General features: G+C 58.2%; 19 protein-coding genes. 10 read left to right on the plus strand and 9 right to left on the minus strand.

Features of this window, described 5'->3' with window-relative positions:
- Positions 1-27 precede the first annotated feature (27 nt).
- Genes GRH90_RS11645 through GRH90_RS11660 form a run of 4 tightly spaced genes read right to left on the minus strand, consistent with a single transcriptional unit; the run spans position 28 to position 4,487 of the window.
- A complete protein-coding gene (locus tag GRH90_RS11645) occupies positions 28-756 on the minus strand; it encodes a 3-deoxy-manno-octulosonate cytidylyltransferase (RefSeq protein ID WP_162366112.1) in 729 nt (242 codons plus the stop codon).
- 24 nt (positions 757-780) lie between these two features.
- Positions 781-1,788 (minus strand): alcohol dehydrogenase catalytic domain-containing protein, encoded by a 1,008-nt coding sequence (locus GRH90_RS11650; RefSeq protein WP_162366113.1) that lies wholly within the window; start codon positions 1,786-1,788, stop codon positions 781-783.
- On the minus strand, positions 1,785-3,206 hold the full coding sequence (locus GRH90_RS11655; protein WP_162366114.1) for an aspartate aminotransferase family protein: 1,422 nt from the start codon (positions 3,204-3,206) through the stop codon (positions 1,785-1,787). The genes GRH90_RS11650 and GRH90_RS11655 overlap by 4 nt, the downstream gene beginning before the upstream one ends.
- An 18-nt stretch (positions 3,207-3,224) precedes the next feature.
- The gene (locus tag GRH90_RS11660) at positions 3,225-4,487 is read right to left on the minus strand and encodes a sialidase family protein (protein ID WP_162366115.1); all 1,263 of its coding nucleotides are present in this window, start codon (positions 4,485-4,487) and stop codon (positions 3,225-3,227) included.
- A gap of 693 nt (positions 4,488-5,180) precedes the next feature.
- On the opposite strand from GRH90_RS11660, the gene GRH90_RS11665 reads away from it, so the two are divergent.
- The 3 genes from GRH90_RS11665 (at position 5,181) to GRH90_RS11675 (ending at position 8,953) form a co-directional block, all read left to right on the plus strand.
- On the plus strand, positions 5,181-6,227 hold the full coding sequence (locus GRH90_RS11665; protein ID WP_162366116.1) for a LacI family DNA-binding transcriptional regulator: 1,047 nt from the start codon (positions 5,181-5,183) through the stop codon (positions 6,225-6,227).
- A gap of 232 nt (positions 6,228-6,459) precedes the next feature.
- A complete protein-coding gene (locus tag GRH90_RS11670) occupies positions 6,460-7,761 on the plus strand; it encodes an MFS transporter (RefSeq protein WP_178113127.1) in 1,302 nt (433 codons plus the stop codon).
- Positions 7,762-7,792: 31 nt separating this feature from the next.
- Positions 7,793-8,953 (plus strand): L-talarate/galactarate dehydratase, encoded by a 1,161-nt coding sequence (locus GRH90_RS11675; protein WP_162366118.1) that lies wholly within the window; start codon positions 7,793-7,795, stop codon positions 8,951-8,953.
- Between the two features lie 92 nt (positions 8,954-9,045).
- Here GRH90_RS11675 and GRH90_RS11680 read toward each other — a convergent pair whose 3' ends face one another.
- Positions 9,046-9,762: a Crp/Fnr family transcriptional regulator gene (locus GRH90_RS11680; protein ID WP_162366119.1), complete on the minus strand. Its 717-nt coding sequence runs from the start codon at positions 9,760-9,762 to the stop codon at positions 9,046-9,048.
- 88 nt (positions 9,763-9,850) lie between these two features.
- On the opposite strand from GRH90_RS11680, the gene GRH90_RS11685 reads away from it, so the two are divergent.
- The 3 genes from GRH90_RS11685 (at position 9,851) to GRH90_RS11695 (ending at position 11,453) form a co-directional block, all read left to right on the plus strand.
- Positions 9,851-10,198 carry a cupin domain-containing protein gene (locus tag GRH90_RS11685; RefSeq protein ID WP_162366120.1) on the plus strand — a complete coding sequence of 116 codons (348 nt, stop codon included), beginning with the start codon at positions 9,851-9,853 and terminating at the stop codon, positions 10,196-10,198.
- An 81-nt stretch (positions 10,199-10,279) separates the two neighbouring features.
- Positions 10,280-11,044 carry a class I SAM-dependent methyltransferase gene (locus GRH90_RS11690; protein ID WP_162366121.1) on the plus strand — a complete coding sequence of 255 codons (765 nt, stop codon included), beginning with the start codon at positions 10,280-10,282 and terminating at the stop codon, positions 11,042-11,044.
- 61 nt (positions 11,045-11,105) lie between these two features.
- A complete protein-coding gene (locus tag GRH90_RS11695; protein WP_162366122.1) occupies positions 11,106-11,453 on the plus strand; it encodes a DUF488 domain-containing protein in 348 nt (115 codons plus the stop codon).
- A gap of 5 nt (positions 11,454-11,458) precedes the next feature.
- On the opposite strand, the gene GRH90_RS11700 is transcribed toward GRH90_RS11695, so the two are convergent.
- Both GRH90_RS11700 and GRH90_RS11705 read right to left on the minus strand, forming a co-directional pair.
- On the minus strand, positions 11,459-12,493 hold the full coding sequence (locus GRH90_RS11700; protein WP_162366123.1) for an ABC transporter substrate-binding protein: 1,035 nt from the start codon (positions 12,491-12,493) through the stop codon (positions 11,459-11,461).
- 57 nt (positions 12,494-12,550) lie between these two features.
- Positions 12,551-13,588 (minus strand): ABC transporter permease, encoded by a 1,038-nt coding sequence (locus GRH90_RS11705; RefSeq protein ID WP_376766073.1) that lies wholly within the window; start codon positions 13,586-13,588, stop codon positions 12,551-12,553.
- Between the two features lie 560 nt (positions 13,589-14,148).
- Here GRH90_RS11705 and GRH90_RS11710 point away from each other — a divergent pair.
- Positions 14,149-14,967 carry an ABC transporter ATP-binding protein gene (locus tag GRH90_RS11710; protein ID WP_162366124.1) on the plus strand — a complete coding sequence of 273 codons (819 nt, stop codon included), beginning with the start codon at positions 14,149-14,151 and terminating at the stop codon, positions 14,965-14,967.
- Positions 14,968-15,007: 40 nt separating this feature from the next.
- On the opposite strand, the gene GRH90_RS11715 is transcribed toward GRH90_RS11710, so the two are convergent.
- Both GRH90_RS11715 and GRH90_RS11720 read right to left on the minus strand, forming a co-directional pair.
- Positions 15,008-15,598 (minus strand): carboxymuconolactone decarboxylase family protein, encoded by a 591-nt coding sequence (locus tag GRH90_RS11715; RefSeq protein WP_162366125.1) that lies wholly within the window; start codon positions 15,596-15,598, stop codon positions 15,008-15,010.
- Entirely contained in the window at positions 15,595-16,947 is a 1,353-nt protein-coding gene (locus GRH90_RS11720; protein WP_162366126.1) for an MFS transporter, read from the minus strand. The genes GRH90_RS11715 and GRH90_RS11720 overlap by 4 nt, the downstream gene beginning before the upstream one ends.
- 271 nt (positions 16,948-17,218) lie before the next feature.
- Here GRH90_RS11720 and GRH90_RS11725 point away from each other — a divergent pair, with 271 nt between their 5' ends.
- From GRH90_RS11725 to GRH90_RS11735, 3 genes are read left to right on the plus strand one after another with little or no spacing between them, the layout of a single operon-like run.
- Positions 17,219-17,935, plus strand: a complete 717-nt coding sequence (locus GRH90_RS11725; protein WP_162366127.1) for a GntR family transcriptional regulator — start codon at positions 17,219-17,221, stop codon at positions 17,933-17,935.
- Positions 17,932-18,714, plus strand: a complete 783-nt coding sequence (locus GRH90_RS11730) for an ABC transporter ATP-binding protein (protein WP_162366128.1) — start codon at positions 17,932-17,934, stop codon at positions 18,712-18,714. The genes GRH90_RS11725 and GRH90_RS11730 overlap by 4 nt, the downstream gene beginning before the upstream one ends.
- Before the next feature lies 1 nt (position 18,715).
- Positions 18,716-19,489 (plus strand): ABC transporter permease, encoded by a 774-nt coding sequence (locus tag GRH90_RS11735; protein ID WP_162366129.1) that lies wholly within the window; start codon positions 18,716-18,718, stop codon positions 19,487-19,489.
- Positions 19,490-19,491: the final 2 nt, after the last annotated feature.

Genomic DNA, 19,491 nt, shown 5'->3' on the forward strand with positions numbered 1-19,491 from the left:
TCATCCCGATGAAAAGACGATGATGTTTTAGGCCAGCAGGCGCCGCGCTGTATCAAGGTCGTCCTGGGTATCGACGCCGAGTGGATTAACGTCCACGATGGAAATATCAATGCGCATGCCGTTCTCCAGCGCACGCAGTTGTTCCAGCTTTTCCCGTTGTTCAAGCGGACCGGGCGGCAATTGGGCGAATTTTATCAGCGCGTCGCGCTTATAGGCATAAAGGCCTATATGGTGATAGTGCCCGCCGCAGCCCCAGGGGATGGTGTTGCGGCTGAAATAAACGGCCCGCCCGGTCTTGCCGCCTGCCTGCAGGGAAATCGCCGCCTTGACCACGCTGTCGGAAAGCCGCTCGGCCGGGGTAGCGATAAGGGATGCCAGCGTCGCTATCTCGGTATCGGGATCGCATAACGGCGCCACCAGCGCCGTCAGCATCGCGGGGTCGGCGGTCGGCATATCTCCCTGCAAATTAACGATCACCTCATACTTTCCGCCGGGATCGATCGATTTAAGCGCCGCAAATACCCGATCCGAACCGCTGATAAGCCGTGGGTCCGTTATGACGGCCTCGCCTCCCGCGCCGCGAACGGCATCGGCAATCTGCTCATCGCCGCAGGCGACAATGACCGGGCCGAGATTGGCTTCCATTCCCCGCCGCCAGACATGAACAATCATGGGTACGCCATGAATATCGGCCAGCGCTTTGTTCGGTAACCTGGATGAAGCCAACCGGCTGGGGATAATAGTGATAACGTCCATATTTACCTCGTTTGAAGACCAGGGTCAGAGCTGCTCATGAGTGATGATTTTTTTATTTGATTTTATCTTTCCATAATTAGCAAAGACATTATTGATATCCTCGAAAGAATGAAAACTGAGCAGATTATCATGCTGCGCGCTCCAATTATCCGCCAGCAGCAATGCCGCGTCGGTCATATTAATGATGTCGCCGTTCAGGTGACAAAGCGTTATTTCAGGCTGTTTCCACGGCAGTCTTTCCGGAATAAACGGCTCGTCGGCATGATATCGGCTTAACAACATCAGCCGGGAACATTTTTCAAGTAAATCACACGCCAGCATAAACCCCCCGGCGGCCCCGGTGGCTTCAAAAATGAGATCAAAACGTTGCCCGGCCTTGGGGGTCCTGATCCTATCCGGATAAAGGCTGCGGATATGGTCGGTTTTAAATTCGTTATGGTCATGGATATACAGGTCGGCCGCGGTGGTTTCAAGCAAGGCGAATGCCAGTAAGGTGCCCAATCCGCCGCAGCCGAGCACCAGTATTTCGCCTTTGCGGTCCGACAGGTTGCTTAATGCCAGGGCATGGAGCGCCACCGACAGGGGTTCGACCAGCGCGCCGATATGGTCATTCCGATAAGCGGGTAATTTATGCACGTAGGAATGATGGATGTCAATGTAGCCGGCAAAACCACGGTTGGAATAATGCTGTTCCCCGCCGTTGATGCAAAGATGGCCTTTTTTTTGCCGGCAAAAATGGCATTGCCCGCAGCGAAAATTAGGATCGATCACCACCTGGCACCCTGCCTGCAGGTTTATTACGCCGGCGCCGATGGCTTTGATAACCCCGCAATGCTCATGTCCTAAGGAAATCGGATAACCTTCATTCCTGTGGCCGAGATAAAATGATTTATCTGTTCCACACACGCCGCAATAACTTATTTTTATCCTGACATAACCGGGTAAAATATCTTCTTCAAGCTGATGGCTGGCAAAAGAAAACTTTCCTGGTTCGAGGAGTACGGCCACGGTATTCACGCACTGGTTGCTCATGATTCCCTCCCTGCCTGTTCAAGATCCCTAACCGCGGCGGCGGCCTGTTCCAGGGTATAGTCGATATCGGCGACGCTATGGGCCGTAGAGACGTACCACAATCCTTCCGGGGTAATCCTCACGCCTCTTTCCTGCAGCGCCGCATGCCACCCGATGACCAGCGGTTGATTAACGCCATCGCGCGCCGTCCGGTAATCGCGGGCCACCGCCGGCGTCGCCCTGAAGGTAGTGGTGACCGCGCCGGGGCTTGCCCTGACCTGCATGGACAATGCCGTGCCTCCGGCAATGTCCTGCAGTCCCGCGCGCAGGGCCTCGCTCAGCAGATGGATTTTGTTCAGCGCCTCGCCGCCGTTTTCAGCCAATATGTCCAGGTTCATTATTGCGCCGGCCAGAAATGGCGGGAACGCGTTGTAGGTGCCGGTATGCAGGGTCCCGGCGCCGGCAAGCAGGCGCATATGCCGTTCTTTGCCGGCGACGGCCGCCAGGCAAACCGGACCGCCCATCGCCTTGGCGAAGGTGGTGATATCAGGCGTCACGCCATAATAGCCCTGGGCGCCGCCGAGAGCCGTCCTGAAGCCGGTCTGTATTTCATCGAATATCAGCAGGATGTGGTATTTATCGCACAGCGTTTTTATCCTGGTTAAATAATTTTCTTCCGGCCGGATATTGCTCCAGAAGCTGTTGAACATGATGGGCTCGGTCACCACCGCCGCAACCTCATGCGCCCGGCTGGATAACACGCGCTCCAGCGCGTCGCCGTCGTTCCAGCATAACGAGATGATATTGCGGGCATCGCCGGCGGGCTGGCCCTGGGACATGGCGATCGGGGTGTTGTCCTGGCGGGAGTTATTTCCGTCGACGTCATTGCCGTGGGCATTGTTTACCGGGACGCTGTTTTCATGCAGGTCGCCTGGTTGGGCAACGTTACCCTGTACTGCGCCTTCAGGGGCGCTGAATCCCCATGCAATATTGTCGAACCAGCCGTGGTAATGCCCCTCGAAACGTATGATTTTTTCACGGCCGGTGGCGGATCTGGCCAGGCGAAGAGCCACATGGATCGCCTCCGACCCTGAGTTGCAAAATCTGATCATTTCCGCGCCGGGCACCAGGTGTCGTATCTTTTCCGCCAGGACCACCTCCAGTTCGGTTTGCCCGGCAAAAAACTGCCCCGCCTGATACTGCCGGTTAATGGCGTCAAGGATACGGGGATTGGAATGACCGGTAATCAACGGACCCCTGCCCAGGACATAATCCAGGTATCGATTGCCATCCGCGTCCCAGACATGCGCCCCTTGCGCTTTTTTATAAAACAGGGGATGCGGCCGCCAGTTTGCCCGGTTATTACTTGAAATACCGCCAGGAATAATATTTGACGCCCGTTTATGCAGCGCGTGGGATATAGCATAATCATTTTGCATCCAGCCCCCTTGTTATTATCAAATTACTAATGAACGAAAATTCCTGATGGTGTGGAACGTGACCAGATTTGCATATTGTCCGTCTTTTGCAAAGCCGTCGCCGGAGCGCGCCACCAATAATATATCCTGTCCGGAAAACACAAATGCGGGATAGTTCCTGGCGTGATACTCTGTTTCACCTTTGCTGATGATATGTGCCTGCATCCAATCAACACAGTTCGATGAATAATACAATCCCAGTATGTTTCTTTGGTTTGATGGCAAATTATATCTTCCGGTTGGAGTTTCCGATAATTTACACATTGAGTCCATGATAATGGAGCTCGCCATCCAATATAATTGAGTAATTGCATCATATAAAATATAGAACTTCAGGCTCCCGCCGGGAAAGGGGATATACGACAGTACCTTGCCCGACGGGGCCTTGACATCATGCAGGGTAATGCCGCCGTCCTCTTGCTCTATCGCCTTGAGCACCGAGGCATAACCGCTGCCGTTGGTGTTGGCGCGCAAGATGATATAGAGCGTCGCGTTATTTGGGTCGTGCCAGATATGTTTTGGATCCGTTATCCTGACCAGGTTTCCCTCAAGCCAGCCCGGCGGCGAGGCGCAAATCGTCGGCGTAAGGGATCTTGGCCCCGCGTGCTCCGAAGGATAAAAAGGGATGCCGAAATTTTCGCCGAAGCTAGCCGCGCGGTAGTCAAATTTGTCTTTGAAGGCGAAACCCGCGGAAAATGTCCAGGCCGGGCGTTCCAGCAAATTGCCGCTGTCGTCGCCGCGCAAGATCACCGGCGTAAGCCCCGCGACGTTCCAGCCGGTGATAGCCAGATCCGTTCTCAGGTCCATGCACATATAGATGGCGCCGTTTTCCTGCAGGATATTGGTCGCCGAACCATGCCATAGTTCATTGCGGGTCAGCGGCGCGGGCGCGGTCCAGGTCATGCCGTCGTCCCGGGACCTGATGATATAGAGATCGCCCGCGTTGCCGATAATATACAGGCAGCCCCGGCATTCAAACGGCCGCGCGTGCCAGAAGGGAAAGGATCCGCGTTCAACCCAGCTTTGCCCCAGGTCGTCGGAGATGAAAATCTTGCCGACGCCGCGGCGTTTCGTGCGTTTATTGATGCTTTTTTGCTGGTTATCCAGGCCGGGGCCGCCGAGATCCAGCGTGACCACCAGCCTGCCGCTGGACGTTTTCAGTATTGCCGGCGTATAACACCAAAGCTGGGTTGGATTGCCTGATCGATAAATGACGTGCCCATCATTTCCTGTATTAGCCATGCGCCGCTCCATTGCTTCCATGTATTGTTGCCGGCCGTTACCCCAAGCCCGTTTTACACTCTTGCCGTTGACGCCTTTGCCGGCGAAAAGAGTCTATAGAACCGATGCATTGAATTATTTTAAACTAGTTATAACTTAATTAATTATTAAAACACTATTATTAAAATACAATTATTCAAACAAATAGTCACTCAAAAAATCTCAGAGAAAATAATTCATGTAAATTTAATCGCCGGGAGACGTAATTAAAAAATAATTAGATTGTTTTATAAATTCATCCAGAATGAGTTACTTGAATCAATCAATACACTCTGGTACATAAACTGGTATAATGTCAATGAATATTACGTCGGTAAAATAAACGTATGCTCAACACCGATAAATGAAAAAGCACGCTCACCTTATTGTCATCGGTGAACAACCCGCGGCCAGGAACGACGGGAGTCGATTAACGCGCCGGAACCCTGTTTTCCGGCGGTGGAGCCCGGCAGAGTGCCTGCGGGCGGCGCGGTTAACAAGCGTTATCGGACATTTTTCAACGGGCGATTCCATAATGATAAAGTCAAATGCAAGCGTCTGATATTCATTGGATCGATGCCGCATAAATGGCACCATTGCGCTGATACTCTTCCCGGCATGTGTTACCCTTTTTACCGGTTTGGGTGAAACGATAATTTAATCAAGACGGTAATCATGGTAAAAAAATCCACTAAAAACGCGGCCCATCATGTCCCGGCGCAAAATCCCACGCTGATTGATGTCGCCCGTATAGCCGGCGTTTCACCCATCACCGTCTCCCGCGCCCTGAACCGTCCGGAGCTGGTCTCCACCGCGGCGCAGGAAAAGGTGTTCGCGGCGGTGCGCGCCACCGGCTACGTGCCAAATATGCTGGCGGGCGGGCTGGCCACCAATAAAAGCCGGCTGATTGCGATTTTCGTCCCGACCATCGCCAATTCCATTTTCGCCGATACCGTACAGGCGCTGATGGACAGCCTGACCGCCGAGGGTTACCAGACCCTGCTGGGCCTGACGGGCTATTCCAGTGAGCGTGAGGAGCAGCTGCTTGACGCCATCCTGGGCCGCCGTCCCGACGGCATCGTGCTCGCAGGCACGCTGCATACCGATGAAAGTCGCGAGAAGCTGTGCAAGGCGGGAATACCGGTGGTTGAAATCTGGGATTTAAGCGCCTCCCCCATTGATATGCAGATCGGGTTTTCCCATGAGCAGGTGGGTATCGACGTGGCGGTTCATTTGTTCCGCCAGGGCTATCGGCGCTTCTCGCTGCTCTCCCTCGACGATGCCCGCGGTTTGCGCCGCGGCCGCAGCGTGATAGCCGAGCTGTCGGCGCTTGGCGTGCACGACGTGCCGATCGAGATCATGCCCGCTCCCGCCACGCTCTTGACCGGCCGTGAAGGGTTGGCGCGTATATTGGCCCAGGGCCGGTCGCCCGAGGTTATCGTCTGCAGCTCGGATACCATCGCCGAGGGAGTGCTCGCCGAGGCGGCCAGCCGGGGCATCAGGGTACCGCAGGAGCTGGCGGTGATGGGGTTTGGCGATCTGTCCAGCGCCGCGCAGGTCTTTCCCGCGCTATCAACCGTCAGGGTGGACGGCGCCAGGATCGGCCTGCTGGTCGCCCAGGCGCTGCTGGTGCGTTTTAGCGGCAAAAGCCCGGATCCCGCCCCAGTGCGCATCGACACCGGTTTCAGTATTATCGATCGCGCCACCACAAAATTATTATGAATTGGCTCACAAATAACAGGTCTTTTGATTGAATGATTGCGCAATCATATTAGCATTACGCATGTTAATCACCGGACCTGGTGTTCATTCGATCGTAAATGATTGCGCAATCATGGCGAACCCCACTTCCTTTTTAAATTAACCAAACCGTGCCAGTACCCGACAAAAAGGAAATAACGTGAACAATAACAAAGTCCCGGCGAAGACGAATGTTCGCTATTTGATACTCTCGATGATTTTTCTGGTCACCATCTTCAATTATGTCGATCGCGCCACCTTGTCCATTGCCGCGCCGATACTGCGCAAAGACCTCGGTTTTGACGCCGTGTCGATGGGGATTGCCTTTTCCGCCTTCGGCTGGGCCTATACCGGCATGCAGATCCCGGGCGGCATTATCCTCGATCGTTTTGGCTCGCGCCTGGTGCTCGGCATCAGCCTGATCCTCTGGTCGGTGCTGACGTTCCTGCAAGGGTTTGTCGATATGTTCAGCTCCGCGCTGCTGGCGTTGTTTGTGCTACGCTTCCTGATGGGCATTGCGGAATCGCCGGCCTTCCCCGCCAACAACCGGCTGACGGTCATGTGGTTTCCCCGCCATGAGCGCGGCATGGCCACCGCCATATTCCAGTCCGCGCAATATGCCGCGCTGGCCGTCTTTACGCCCATCATGCTGTGGCTGCTCAGCACCTGGGGTTGGCAGCATGTATTTTTCTTTACCGGCGGCGCCGGCATCCTGATTGGCCTGCTGTGGTTTTTTGTCGTGCAGGAACCGCGTAAGCATAAACGGGTTAACCAGGCGGAGCTGGATTATATCGAGTCCGGCGGCGGCCTGCCGTCCATCGGCGACGCGCCCACGCCGTTCAGCTGGAGCCAAATCAAGGCCATCGGCGCCAATCGTATGATGCTGGGCATCTACCTGGGGCAGTTTTGCCTGACCTCCATCACCTGGTTTTTCCTCACCTGGTTCCCTACCTATCTGATCGAGGCCAAGGGCATGACCATCCTCAAGGTAGGTATCGCGGCGGCGATCCCGGCGGTAGCCGGCTGCCTGGGCGGCATCGTCGGCGGCACCTGGTCCGACTGGATGCTGCGGCGCGGCTTCAGCCTGACCGCCGCCCGCAAAACCCCCATCATCAGCGGCCTGTTATTATCCAGCAGCATTATCGTCGCCAACTATGTGCAATCCGTTCCGCTGATTATCGCGGTGATGTCGCTGGCCTTTTTCGCCAAAGGCGTCGGCAACCTCGGCTGGTGCATCGTGGGCGATGTGTCGCCCAAACACGCCCTGGGCATCAGCGGCGGCATGTTTAACCTGTGCGGCAACCTGGCCAGTATCGTTACCCCTATCGCCATCGGCCTGATGATCAATAAATTCGGCTCGTTTGACTGGGCGCTGGTGTATGTCGCCGCCATGGGCCTGCTCGGCGCCTTTGCCTATCTGGTCATCGTCGGCCGGCTGCGCCGCCTGGATTCCGACGGCCCGGCAATGCCGGGCGTCAAGGCTAATCGCGCTGTCGCCGGCTCAAAACAATCCTAACCCTAACCCTTATTCAACAGGAGAATTAATTATGGCTACTACCCTGCCCACCCCGGACAGCGCGGATAACGACACTATCGCCTGGGTCCGCGTTTCATCGGTGTTCCTGCCGCTGGCTAATCCGATAAGCGACGCCAAGGTGCTGACCGGCCGGCAAAAACCGATGACCGAGATCGCCATTTTATTTGCCGAAATAGAAACCCGCGACGGCCATAAAGGCCTGGGTTTCAGCTACTCAAAACGGGCCGGCGGACCCGGCCAGTTCGCCCATGCCAAGGAGATTGCGCCGGGGCTAATCGGCGAGAACCCCAGCGATATCGCCAAGCTTTGGGATAAGCTGTGCTGGGCCGGCGCGTCGGTCGGGCGCAGCGGGCTGGCGACCCAGGCCATCGGCGCCTTTGACGTGGCGCTGTGGGACCTGAAGGCCAAACGGGCCAACCTGTCGCTGGCGCGTCTGCTGGGCGCCCAGCGCGACTCGGTGCGCTGCTATAACACCTCGGGCGGCTTTTTGCATACGCCGCTCGACCAATTGATGAAAAACACCGATATATCGCGGGAGAAAGGCATCGGCGGCATCAAGCTCAAGGTCGGCCAGCCTGATTTTGCGCTGGATATCCAGCGGGTCGGCACGATACGCAAACATCTGGGCGACAATTTCCCGCTGATGGTGGACGCCAACCAGCAATGGGATCGTCCCACCGCGCAGCGTATGTGTCGCCATTTTGAAGCGCTTAACCTGGTGTGGATCGAGGAGCCGCTCGATTGTTATGACGCGGAAGGCCACGCGGCCCTGGCGGCGCAGTTTGATACGCCTATTGCCACCGGCGAAATGCTGACCAGCGTCGCCGAACATTGGGAATTTATCAAAAACCGCTCGGCGGATTACCTGATGCCCGATGCGCCGCGAGTCGGCGGCATTACCCCTTACCTGAAGGTGGCCGCGCTGGCCGAGCATGCCGGACTAATGCTTGCCCCGCATTTTGCCATGGAGCTGCATGTGCACCTGGCGGCCGCGTACCCGACCGAACCCTGGGTGGAACATTTTGAATGGCTGGAACCGCTGTTTAATGAACGCCTGGCGATCAAGGACGGCCGCATGCTGGTGCCGACCCGCCCGGGTCTCGGCCTAACGCTCAGCGGACAGGTGAAGGCCTGGACCGCGCAGAGCGTGGAAACCGGCCGGCGCGCCTGAAGGGTATCAGGGTATCATGCCGGGGAACCCAGTCCTGGCCCACCCGGCATGGTTTATGCCGCAAGAGCGGCCAATCGGGTAGCGGGGAAGGATTAAAAATCGCGTTTACCTGATTGGGTCATCATCATAAGCCGGTCGGCGGCAAGAATACTCAGCTGCCTGCCGTGCAAAGCGATATCGCCCCGCCGACGCCACTCGGAGAGCATGCGGCTTAACGTCTCCAGGCGCACGCCAAGCTGGGTGGCCAGCTGCGCCCGGCTTACGGGAAGCGTCAGGTGAGGGCTTCCCGCCGTTTCGCTGAGCGTAATCAGATAGGCCGCCAGCCGTTCCGCGGTGGAGCTCGAGGTCAGCCAGTCGACTTTATTGATTATGGCATAGAGCTGGTTGCAAAAATAACTCATCAGCCGCAGTGAAAATTGCGGATAACGCAGGCAGATATCCTTGAGCAGCGTATTGGGAATCAGCAGCGCATTGCCCGCCTCGACGACCTGGGCGCTCATCGGAAAACGTCCGTGGCGCATAAACACCGCCGCCAGCGCCACCACGTCTCCCTGCCGCAGCTGGCCGAATATTTTCTCCTCTCCGGTCAGCGTAAAACGAAACACCTTCACCATGCCGCTCTCAAGCAGCAGGCAATGGGTCATTTTGTCCCCTTCCTGGAAAAGAGTCTGGCCCTGAACCAATTTTTTGCGCCTGCAATGTGCCGATAAATCAGCAAGTTCGCTTGCCGGCAGCGTACCGATCCACTGTTGGCCGGCCAGCGACGCCAGGGCAATGGCATCCAGCGGGGCGTTTTTGACATTTGTCATTGGGGTTGCGTTTCCAGCGTCTTAACATGACTGAAGCAAATGATAATCATTACTGACAACATACGCTATTTCCATTGTGGAGAACATTATGACAACCCCAAATATCGCGGCTTCACAGGCCCATGACCTGCATAATTTGATCACCCCCACCGAACAAGGCATCGCCAGCCGCGTCCTGGCGCGCGCCAGCGGCGGCAATATTACCCTGTTTGCCTTTGATGCCGGCCAGGGCCTTAGCGAGCACGCCGCCCCATTTGATGCCCTGGTCATGGTATTGGCAGGCCGGTTGACCCTGATTATCGACGGCCAGGCTGTCGATGCGCTGCCCGGCAACATTGTGCGCATGCCGGCCAATATACCGCACGCGGTGGAAGCGCCCGAAGCGGCGCGCATGATGCTGATCATGTTGCGCGAACTGCCGGGTTCCGCCGGATAAGGCCTCGCCGCAACGCCGGCCGCAAGCGTCGGCAAACAACCGGATCGCGCTAATTCGATGTATCGGACGACAGGAGAGAGCATGTCAGGCACTGAAGCAGGTCATAAATTCCTCGCCCGAATGGGTAAGACCCGGCTGCGGCCGGGCGGGAAACGCGCCACCGAGTGGCTGATAAAACACGGCGGGTTTAATCAAACGTGCCGGGTGCTGGAGGTGGCGTGCAATATGGGCACCACGGCTATTGAGATAGCAGGCCGGTTCCGCTGTCATGTTACCGGCGTGGATATGGATAACCAGGCGCTGGAGCAGGCGCGGCGAAACGTCGCCGCTAAGCAAATGCAGCAATGGGTGACCATTACCCAGGCAGACGCCCTGTGCCTGCCGTTTCCGGATAATCATTTTGATATCGTCATCAATGAAGCCATGCTGACCATGTACGCCGACAAGGCCAAGGTCCGCCTGGTCCAGGAGTATTTACGGGTGCTGAAACCGGGCGGGCGGTTGCTGACCCACGATATCATGATTAACGATCCCCTCTCCGCCACCAACGCGGTGATGCAAATGCGCCGGGCGATCAATGTTAACGCCCAACCCATGACACAGCAAGGTTGGCTGGCGTTATTCAGGGAGGCCGGCGCGGAACGCGTTGATTTCCAGCAGGGCCGGATGACCCTGCTTTCGCCCCGGGGATTGATTTATGATGAAGGTCTGACGGGTACGCTGCGGATAATCCGTAATGCGTTGCAAAAGGCGAACCGGCCGATGTTTTTAACCATGTACCGCACCTTTCGCCGCAATCGCCGACTGCTGCGCTATATTGCCCTATGCGGCACCAAACGCGGGTAACGCCTGCCGGCGGGGCATGGGTTGCCTGGCCGATACCAGGCGTTACGCGTCGGGAGGCGGGATGATTTATTGTAAACGCGTATATGAACCGGCGGAACCCGGCGACGGCTACCGGGTGTTGGTTGACCGGTTGTGGCCGCGCGGCGTTAAAAAAAACGCCCTGCGGATGGATTTATGGTGTAAAGACGTGGCGCCGTCGCAAGCGTTGCGGCGAGCGTTCCACGCCTCGTTGCTTGGTTATGACGACTTTCGCGCGGCCTACTGCCGGGAACTCGGGGCCAACGAGGCCGGGTGGCGACCCCTGGCTTCCCGCGCCGGCAAAGGAAATGTTACGTTGCTTTATGCCGCGCGGGATAAGGTGCGCAACCACGCCATGATATTGGCGGCGTTTTTACTTAGCGCGGGGTGACCAGGTTACGCGCTCAGGATATCGGGCACCGTTTTATCGATAAATGCCCGGGTATCCGTATCGGGCCTGATGACATTAATCGTTTTCAGCTCATCCACATAGGCCGCCAGTTCGGCGCGCAGATGATGCCCGGTGCTGTGGTGGCCGTGGGTATGCCCGGCAAGGATGGCCTTGACCTGCGCGGCGGTGATGGTGCTGGGCAGGAAAGGCGCAAAAATCTCGGCCGTTTCGTCGGGATTATCCACCGCCCACTGCTGTGCATCGACCACCGCCTGGGTTATCGCCCTGGCCGTCCGGGGATCGTTGCGCACCAGCGCGCCGCTTAACGCCAGTACGCAGCAGGTGCGGTCGTGGTAGGCGCCGCTCAGGTTGGTGGCCACCTCGAACAAATCATCCCGTTCGCGAATCAGCCAGGCCTGCGGGTCGGTGGCGGCAATCGCCTGCACCTCGCCCTTGCGCAGCGCCTCGCCGGACAGTTGTTCGGGATACTGCACCCAGTTGACGTCGTCGTCGGGATGAAATCCCTGCCTGGCCAGCTGGATGGCGAAAAAATTCTTCACCGGGCTGGCCTGATCGCTTACCGCCACCGATTTCCCCACCAGATCCCTCACCTGGGTTATGCCGCTGTTCCTGGCGGTGATAAGCCGCATGCAGCCGCCATGGGTGCCGACCGTCAGCGCAACGTCAAAACCCTGCTCCAGCGGTTTCAACCAGCGCAGCGCCATGCCGATGCCGGCTTCGGCCTGGCCGGTGGACAGCGCCACCAGCGGGGTATCGCCGTCGGTAAAGTTGACCGTCTCCACCTGCAGCCCGTATTGGGTGAAAAAACCCTTTTTGTAGGCCACCGATATCGGCGCCTGGCAAATCCCGGCCTGATGCCAGGCGATACGCACGGTTTTCAACGGCGCCGCGGCCGCGGCAGGCGCGCCATAGGCCGAGGCCGGGGGTAAGCCGCATAACAGTCCGCCGCCCATGGCCGCGCCGCTTAATATCCCGGCCGATTGCAGAAACCGTCGTCTTGTTACCCTAATATCCGCCATAGTCTCTCCAGAAGAATAAATAGAAAGCCACATTGTCTTGGCATCCGCCCGGGACGCCTACCATTTGACCGCCCCGCTCTGCCAGGCCAGCAGACGATCGCGCACGGCAAACAGCACCGTGATTAATGAGGAAAACAGCAGGGCCATCACGATCAGCGCGCCGTACATATTGGAATAAGCCGCCCACCCCTGCGCCCACTGCAAATACCAGCCCAGTCCTGATTTAACCCCCATCATTTCAGCGGCCACCAGTACTGAAAAAGACGCGCCCAGGCCCATGAACAGGCCGACGAATACATGGGGCAACGCCGCCGGAATAACCACTCGGGTAATCAGGAACAGCGGTTTGGCCCCCAGGGTGCGGGCAACGTCAAAATAATTTTTATCGACGCTTGCCACGCCGGACCAGGTCAGCACCGTTACCGGAAACCAGGTGGCCAGCGCAATCAGGAATATCGCCGCCGAAAAGCTGGAAGGGAAAAAATAAAGCGTCAGGGGTAATAAAGCCGTCGAGGGTACCGGACCGAGAAAGCGCAATATCGGGTGCAGCCAGTACCCCAGGCTTTTTGAACAACCGATGGCGACGCCGGTTAAAAAACCGCTCAGGCTGCCGAACAGGAAACCGAAAAACAGCAGGCGCAGGGAATGCAGCAGGCTATCGCCCAGCCGTAGCCAATCGGTGGCGTAGGCTTCGACCAGCGCATGCGGCGGCGCGAAGAACGGCGCCGGCAGCCAGGCGAGCTTGGCGGTGGAAATCTCCCACAGGGCGACAAACAGCGCCAGAGCGAAAAACCATTGACCGCCGGACCTGACGTAACGCGTTACCGGGGCGATGATAAAACGCAGCAGCGGCAAGCGTTCTCCCAGCGCCAACAACAGTAAGATCGCGGCGATGCCGACCGCCAGCCCATGGGTTTGGGCGATATACCGCGGGCGGGCAAAACCGACCGATTTATCCGGCCAGACGATCATCAGCGCCGCCACCGCCCCCCAGGCCACCGCGGCCAATAAACCCATGGTCCAGAATGCCGCGCCCGGCGGGTGACCCGATAATCCGCTGGCGGATAGGGCGACGGATGGTTCGGACGGTTCCAGCGCTTCGGATGACATAGCACCTCCCTAGATAATATATTAATAAATAGCTTCGCCGGAGAACGAAATAAACACGCGCGACCCGATTATCCGGTTTCGGCATATGCGTTTTTATTCTTTATAAACGCGTTAGCAACAAATATGCTCAACCGATATTTTAATTTAAACAGATCAATCAAACTCATTCTCATTCAATCAGCAATATAAGGTTATCTTCGCCAGATTAGTTCAAATCAATTACCGATATTTAGCATATTGTTAACTTTTATCTTTACAAGCCGGCGCATTCAAATCCAGCGGGTCTATTAATAATATAACTACGCCACAAAGAAAATTATGTAAATATTATTCTGGAATTAAATATAATTAAAAAAACCATAGCCAGGCTTGTGAGCAGGTGGTTACCGCGCTACTTTAGCGGCTTGATAGTTTATAAAAAAATACCTTATCCACTCATGGAGGCTAAACCTCGCGTTATTATCTGACGCCATTGTTATGCGCTAATTTAATATCGTTATGTGGCCACCGGCTTTTACGGTTTATTTTATTTAAGGACCTGGATCATGACACTGGCCATAGACCGGATCGACAATCTTAGCGCCGTTGCCCCGACGGGCAACGGCGCCGGACTGAGTCTGCAACTCAACGATGTAGGCCACGGCTTTGATTTTGGCGGTGAGATATTGCCGGTATTGGAGCAGATTTCGTTCAGCGTGGCGCCGGGTGAGTTTATCGCCCTGCTGGGGCCTTCCGGCTGCGGTAAATCCACCCTGCTCAGGCTGGTGGCCGGCCTGGAAAATCCGCTTTCCGGCGAGTTGCTGGAAGACGGCGTGCCCATTCGCCGGCCGGATCCCGCGCGGGTGGTGGTATTCCAGGACCCGACCCTGTTCCCCTGGCGCACGGTCTGGGCAAACGTGGCGCTGGGCTTGCAGGCGCAGGGGTTGCTGGATGACCACGGCCGGCGACGGGTCGATCGGGTGCTGGAGCGGGTGGGACTGGCGCAGTTTGCCCATGCCTATCCCCGGCAGCTTTCCGGTGGGATGGCGCAGCGCGCGGCGCTGGCTCGCGCGCTGGTCAACGATCCCAGGTTGCTTATCCTCGACGAGCCGCTGGGGAAACTGGACTCGCTGACGCGCATCCGTATGCAGGGGGAACTGGTCGGCCTGTGGCGGGAAAAACGCTACAGCGTGCTGATGGTCACCCATGACGTGGAAGAAGCGCTGCTGATGGCCAACCGGGTATTGGTCTTCGGGCCGCGCCCGGCGCGCATCCTGCAGACCATTGATGTTGAACTGCCCTACCCGCGCCGCCGCAATCACCCGGATATGATTGCCTTGCGCACCCGGGTGCTGGCGTTATTGGGCGCCGGGGCCGATAGCTAGGGCAAGCACCGGCGGGGTGCCGTTGCCGTTGCGCGAACGGTTATGCAAACGCCCTGGCGATGCCCAGCGTATGGGCGTATACCGCTCCCGCCCGGATAACCAACGCCACCGCATACCCCTCTTCCAGCGCCCGCGGTAACGCCCCGGCCCGCAGCGCGGCCTGGTGAAACGCCAGCCGCAGCCCTTCCCGCTCCTTTGCCAGCCCCACCGCCGCGGCTATCGCGTAACGCAGCGTCAACGGCAGCGTCGGCTCGCCCAGGATTGTATTGACGAACAGGTTCCGGTCATGCTCCACCGGCAGCCCGCCCAGCGCCGGCGATTGCGTAACCACAGCGCCGTCCGCGCCGATATCGATAGCGCCGTCCAGCAGGGTCTCCAGCGCCGCGGTAATATAGGCGGCGGCCAGCACCTCATCCCGCGACGCGCCCAGCCGGCGGGCTATTCGCGCGTGATGTTCGATGCAATAAGCGCATCGCGTCACCTGCGCGGCCGCCACCGCCACCAGGTGTTTATCCCGGCTGCTTAGCGCCCCGTTGTTCCAATGCCGGCGGGACAGGTTCCTGAAGGCGGCGGCATGGGGGCTGTCGGCTTCCAGCGTCGCTAATATATCGACATCATGCTGATGGCTCATGCGGGATCCTTGGCATTTAACGGGACGGAACCGGCGCCGGCCGCCGCGGCACGGATTTCCCGCACCGGGTCTTGCGCGGCATAGGCGGCGATCAGGCTTAACACGGCATAAAAAGAGATATAGCCGCTGATAAGCCAGGGCGAACCATCGCCCACCGAAAACAGCCAGGTGGCGATAAACGGCGTCAGGCCGCCGGAAATCAGCGTGCCGACCTGATAGCCGATGGATACGCCGCTGTAGCGCACCTCGATGGGAAATTGCTCCGAAAACCAGGCCGCGCCCGGGCCATACACCGCGGCGTCGAATACGCCCAGCGCCACGGCCACCACCAGCGGCAGGTACGCCAGGTCGCCATGGTCGAGAAACAGAAAGAACGGCCACACCAGGATGCCGATGCCCAGGATGCCGAATACCGCCGGCGCCCGGCGGCCGATGTTATCCGACAGCAGCGCCCACAGCGGCGTGGCGACGATCGCCGCCGCGGAGCCGGTCAGCACGGCGGTCAGCGCCATGGTGGCGTCGCCGCGTTTTAATACCAGGTAGCTCAGCGCGTAGGTGGTCAGGATGGCGTACATCGCCGGCTGCGCCAGCCTCAGTCCGATGGTGACCAGCAATCCGCGCGGATGATGGCGAATGACCTGCGCCACCGGGAAGCGCCGGATCTTGCCGTCGGCCTTGGCCCGCAAAAAAGCCTCAGGCTCATCAATGCGCAAACGGACAAAAATACCGATGGCAATCAGCACGATACTGAATAAAAACGGCAGCCGCCAGCCCCAGGCGGCAAAGGCGTCGGCGCTCACCGACGCCCTGACGGCCAGAAACGTGCCCGACGCCAGCAGCATGCCGGCCGCCGAGCCAATTTGCGTAAAGGAGCCCAGCAAGCCCCGATTTCTAGGCGTGGCATGTTCGACGGACAGCAGGGAGGCCCCGCCCCATTCCGCTCCCGTCGCAATGCCTTGCAGCAGCCGCAGCAGCACCAGCAGCACGGTGGCCCACAGCCCCGCGACGGCATAGGTGGGCAACAGACCGGTCAGCAGGGTGGAGACGCCCATCAATATCAGCGAGGAGACCAGTACCCGTTTACGGCCGATGCGATCGCCGAAATGCCCGGCGATAACGCCGCCCAGCGGGCGGGCAAAAAAGCCCACTCCATAGGCCGCAAAAGATCCCAACAGGCCGGATAGCGGATTGGTCGACGGCGGAAAAAAGGTATGGCTGAAAATCAGCGCGGCGGCGGTGCTGTAAATGTAAAAATCATACCATTCAACGGTGGTGCCGATAAATGCGGCGAAGGCCACTTTGCGGCGCCGGGATCCCTCGCCGCCGGGTACATCCAAAATCTGCGTCATTTTTTCTTGCCCTTTAGCTTGCGTACTAATACTAAAGCGGCTGACGGCCCCGGCCGTCAAATAACAATCATCGCTGAGGATAGCCGTTATTTATCTTAAGCCCCATCGGAGGAAGACGTTATTTTGTGAGCCGCTCAGTTAAGCTAATTTCCGGCAATAGATATCAGTTTTTCATATTGGATCACAGAAGTTGACTCATCCTACACTGCCTGTATTAAGCGCCCCAGTGATTATCTGTGAGCGGCTCACAACCACAGGAAAAGAGGGTCAGATGCTATTATCCAACGAGGCTACAGCGGATTTATCCTTGGGTGATGTCGCCTATATTCGCATCCGGCAGGATATCCTTTGCTGCCGCCTGCTGCCGGGCTCGATGATTACCGAACCGGAGCTGATGGAAAATTACGCCATCGGCAAAAGCAGCTGCCGCGTGGCGCTGGCCAGGCTGTGCCATGAGCATCTGGTGGAATCGCGTCCGCGCAAGGGTTACCGCATCGCGCCGATTACCGTGCAGGACGTGGAGGAGATTTTCACCCTGCGCGTCCAGCTGGAGCCGCTGGCGGCCCGGCTGGCGGTGGGCAGGGTGGATATCGGGGAACTGCGCGAGCTGGAGGCCGCCTGCCGGGTGGAGCTGCGCGCGCCGCTGCCGGAGCAGATCGACGTGTTCATGAACGCCAATAAGCGTTTCCACCTGGCCATCGCCCGGGCGTCGGGCAATAACCATCTGATCCGCACCCTGTCGAGCCTGATGGACGAGATGTCGCGGCTGGTGGCGCTGGGCTTTAACGTGCAGAAAACCAAACCCGAGATCAAGCACGATCATAACGCCATGATCCAGGCGTTTATCGATGGCGACGCCCGGCGGGTGGAAATTATCGCCCGCCGCCATATCGAAACCTTCCAGGTGATGACGATGGAAAAAGTGTATGCCACGTTAAGCAAAGGCGGCGCGGTGCTGCCTATCCTCGAAAGGAGCATGTCTTCATGAACCATGCGCTCATGAGCAATGCGGCGCGGGCCTATGACGCCGCCGCGGCGGACATTATCCGCGCCGACGGCATCGGCAAACGTTTCGGCCAACTGCGGGTGCTCGACAATATTTCCCTGGCGGTGCGCGAAGGTGAAATCCTCGCCCTGCTGGGCGCGTCGGGCTGCGGCAAAAGCACCCTGCTCAATATCCTCTCCGGCCTGCTGACGCCCGACGAGGGCGAGATCGTTATCCAGGGCCGGCCCGCCGGGCAATACGATCGTTGGGAAAAAGTGGCCTATCTGTTCCAGGAGGATCGCCTGCTGCCCTGGCGCACCGTGCGGCAAAACGTCAATTTCGGGCTGGAGAACACCCGGCTTACGCGCGCGCAACGCGCGAAAAAGGTCGACGACGCGCTCAGGCTGGTGGGCCTGCATGATTTCCGCCATTCCTGGCCGCACCAGCTTTCCGGCGGCATGCGCAGCCGGGTGGCGCTGGCGCGCAGCCTGGTGGTGGAGCCGGAAATTTTATTGATGGACGAGCCGTTTTCCAAGCTCGACCCGCAAACCCGCGGCGTGATGCATAACGAACTGCTGCGTATCCAGCAGCTTAAAGGCGTCACCGTGGTGATGGTCACCCATGACGTGGAAGAGGCGGTGGTGCTGGCCGATCGGGTGGTGGTGCTGAAACCCAATCCCGGGCGGATCCATAAGATCATCGACATGTTCTTGCCCCATCCGCGCGTGCCCACCGAGCGGGCGGTGGCGGAACAATCGCGCCTGCTAAGGCTTGAGGTGTGAAATGAAATCATCCACATCCTTGCTTACGCTCATCGGCCAGCGCCTGGCGCTGCTGGCGATCTTCCTGGTTATCTGGTGGCTGGCGTCGCAGTGTATGCCGTCGTTTGTGCTGCCTGGCCCGCTGAAGACCTGGCGGGCGCTGGAGGCGCTGTGGCATGGCGACAGCCTGCTGCATGATATCGGCATCACCTTTTCCCGCGTCTTGTCCGGTTTCCTGTTGGCGACGCTGGTGGGCACGGTGTCCGGCCTGGCGCTCGGCGCCAGCCGGCTGCTGGCCCAGTTCTTTGAACCCTTGCTGGCGGTATTCAATACCGTCTCGTCGGCCATTTGGGCCATTTTCGCCATTATCTGGTTCGGCATTTCCGGCGCCACCACCATTTTTGTGGTGTTCATGACCGCCATGCCGCTGATTCTGACCAATGTCTGGCAGGGCGCGCAAACGGTGGATGCGCAGTATGTGGAGCTGGCGCGCAGTTTCCGCATGGGCCGCTGGCAAACGCTGCGCAAGATTTACCTGCCGACCATACTGCCCTACTTTTTCTCCGGCGCCCGCCTGGCGTTCGGTTTCGGCTGGCGGGTATCGCTGGTGGCCGAAACCCTCGGCGCCTCCGACGGTATCGGCTACCGTCTGCGCCAGGCCGGGGATCTGGTGCAAACCGATCAGGTCTTCGCCTGGACCTTACTGCTGGTGGCCATGATGCTGTTACTCGAAGGGGGACTGCTCAAGCCGCTGGAACGTCATCTTTTCCGCTGGAAACAACGCACACAGGAATAATC

This window comes from Acerihabitans arboris (assembly GCF_010131535.1).
Lineage (GTDB): Bacteria > Pseudomonadota > Gammaproteobacteria > Enterobacterales > Enterobacteriaceae > Acerihabitans > Acerihabitans arboris.

Excerpts from the sequence above, each read along its gene's own strand:
- GRH90_RS11710 (WP_162366124.1), top strand. The coding sequence starts at position 14,149 with ATGACACTGGCCATAGACCGGATCGACAATCTTAGCGCCGTTGCCCCG.
- GRH90_RS11685 (WP_162366120.1), top strand. The coding sequence starts at position 9,851 with ATGACAACCCCAAATATCGCGGCTTCACAGGCCCATGACCTGCATAAT.
- GRH90_RS11730 (WP_162366128.1), top strand. The coding sequence starts at position 17,932 with ATGAACCATGCGCTCATGAGCAATGCGGCGCGGGCCTATGACGCCGCC.
- GRH90_RS11690 (WP_162366121.1), top strand. The coding sequence starts at position 10,280 with ATGTCAGGCACTGAAGCAGGTCATAAATTCCTCGCCCGAATGGGTAAG.
- GRH90_RS11670 (WP_178113127.1), top strand. The coding sequence starts at position 6,460 with ATGATTTTTCTGGTCACCATCTTCAATTATGTCGATCGCGCCACCTTG.
- GRH90_RS11645 (WP_162366112.1), bottom strand. The coding sequence starts at position 756 with ATGGACGTTATCACTATTATCCCCAGCCGGTTGGCTTCATCCAGGTTA.
- GRH90_RS11650 (WP_162366113.1), bottom strand. The coding sequence starts at position 1,788 with ATGAGCAACCAGTGCGTGAATACCGTGGCCGTACTCCTCGAACCAGGA.
- GRH90_RS11695 (WP_162366122.1), top strand. The coding sequence starts at position 11,106 with ATGATTTATTGTAAACGCGTATATGAACCGGCGGAACCCGGCGACGGC.
- GRH90_RS11675 (WP_162366118.1), top strand. The coding sequence starts at position 7,793 with ATGGCTACTACCCTGCCCACCCCGGACAGCGCGGATAACGACACTATC.
- GRH90_RS11655 (WP_162366114.1), bottom strand. The coding sequence starts at position 3,206 with ATGCAAAATGATTATGCTATATCCCACGCGCTGCATAAACGGGCGTCA.
- GRH90_RS11715 (WP_162366125.1), bottom strand. The coding sequence starts at position 15,598 with ATGAGCCATCAGCATGATGTCGATATATTAGCGACGCTGGAAGCCGAC.
- GRH90_RS11660 (WP_162366115.1), bottom strand. The coding sequence starts at position 4,487 with ATGGCTAATACAGGAAATGATGGGCACGTCATTTATCGATCAGGCAAT.
- GRH90_RS11735 (WP_162366129.1), top strand. The coding sequence starts at position 18,716 with ATGAAATCATCCACATCCTTGCTTACGCTCATCGGCCAGCGCCTGGCG.
- GRH90_RS11665 (WP_162366116.1), top strand. The coding sequence starts at position 5,181 with ATGGTAAAAAAATCCACTAAAAACGCGGCCCATCATGTCCCGGCGCAA.
- GRH90_RS11680 (WP_162366119.1), bottom strand. The coding sequence starts at position 9,762 with ATGACAAATGTCAAAAACGCCCCGCTGGATGCCATTGCCCTGGCGTCG.
- GRH90_RS11720 (WP_162366126.1), bottom strand. The coding sequence starts at position 16,947 with ATGACGCAGATTTTGGATGTACCCGGCGGCGAGGGATCCCGGCGCCGC.
- GRH90_RS11725 (WP_162366127.1), top strand. The coding sequence starts at position 17,219 with ATGCTATTATCCAACGAGGCTACAGCGGATTTATCCTTGGGTGATGTC.
- GRH90_RS11700 (WP_162366123.1), bottom strand. The coding sequence starts at position 12,493 with ATGGCGGATATTAGGGTAACAAGACGACGGTTTCTGCAATCGGCCGGG.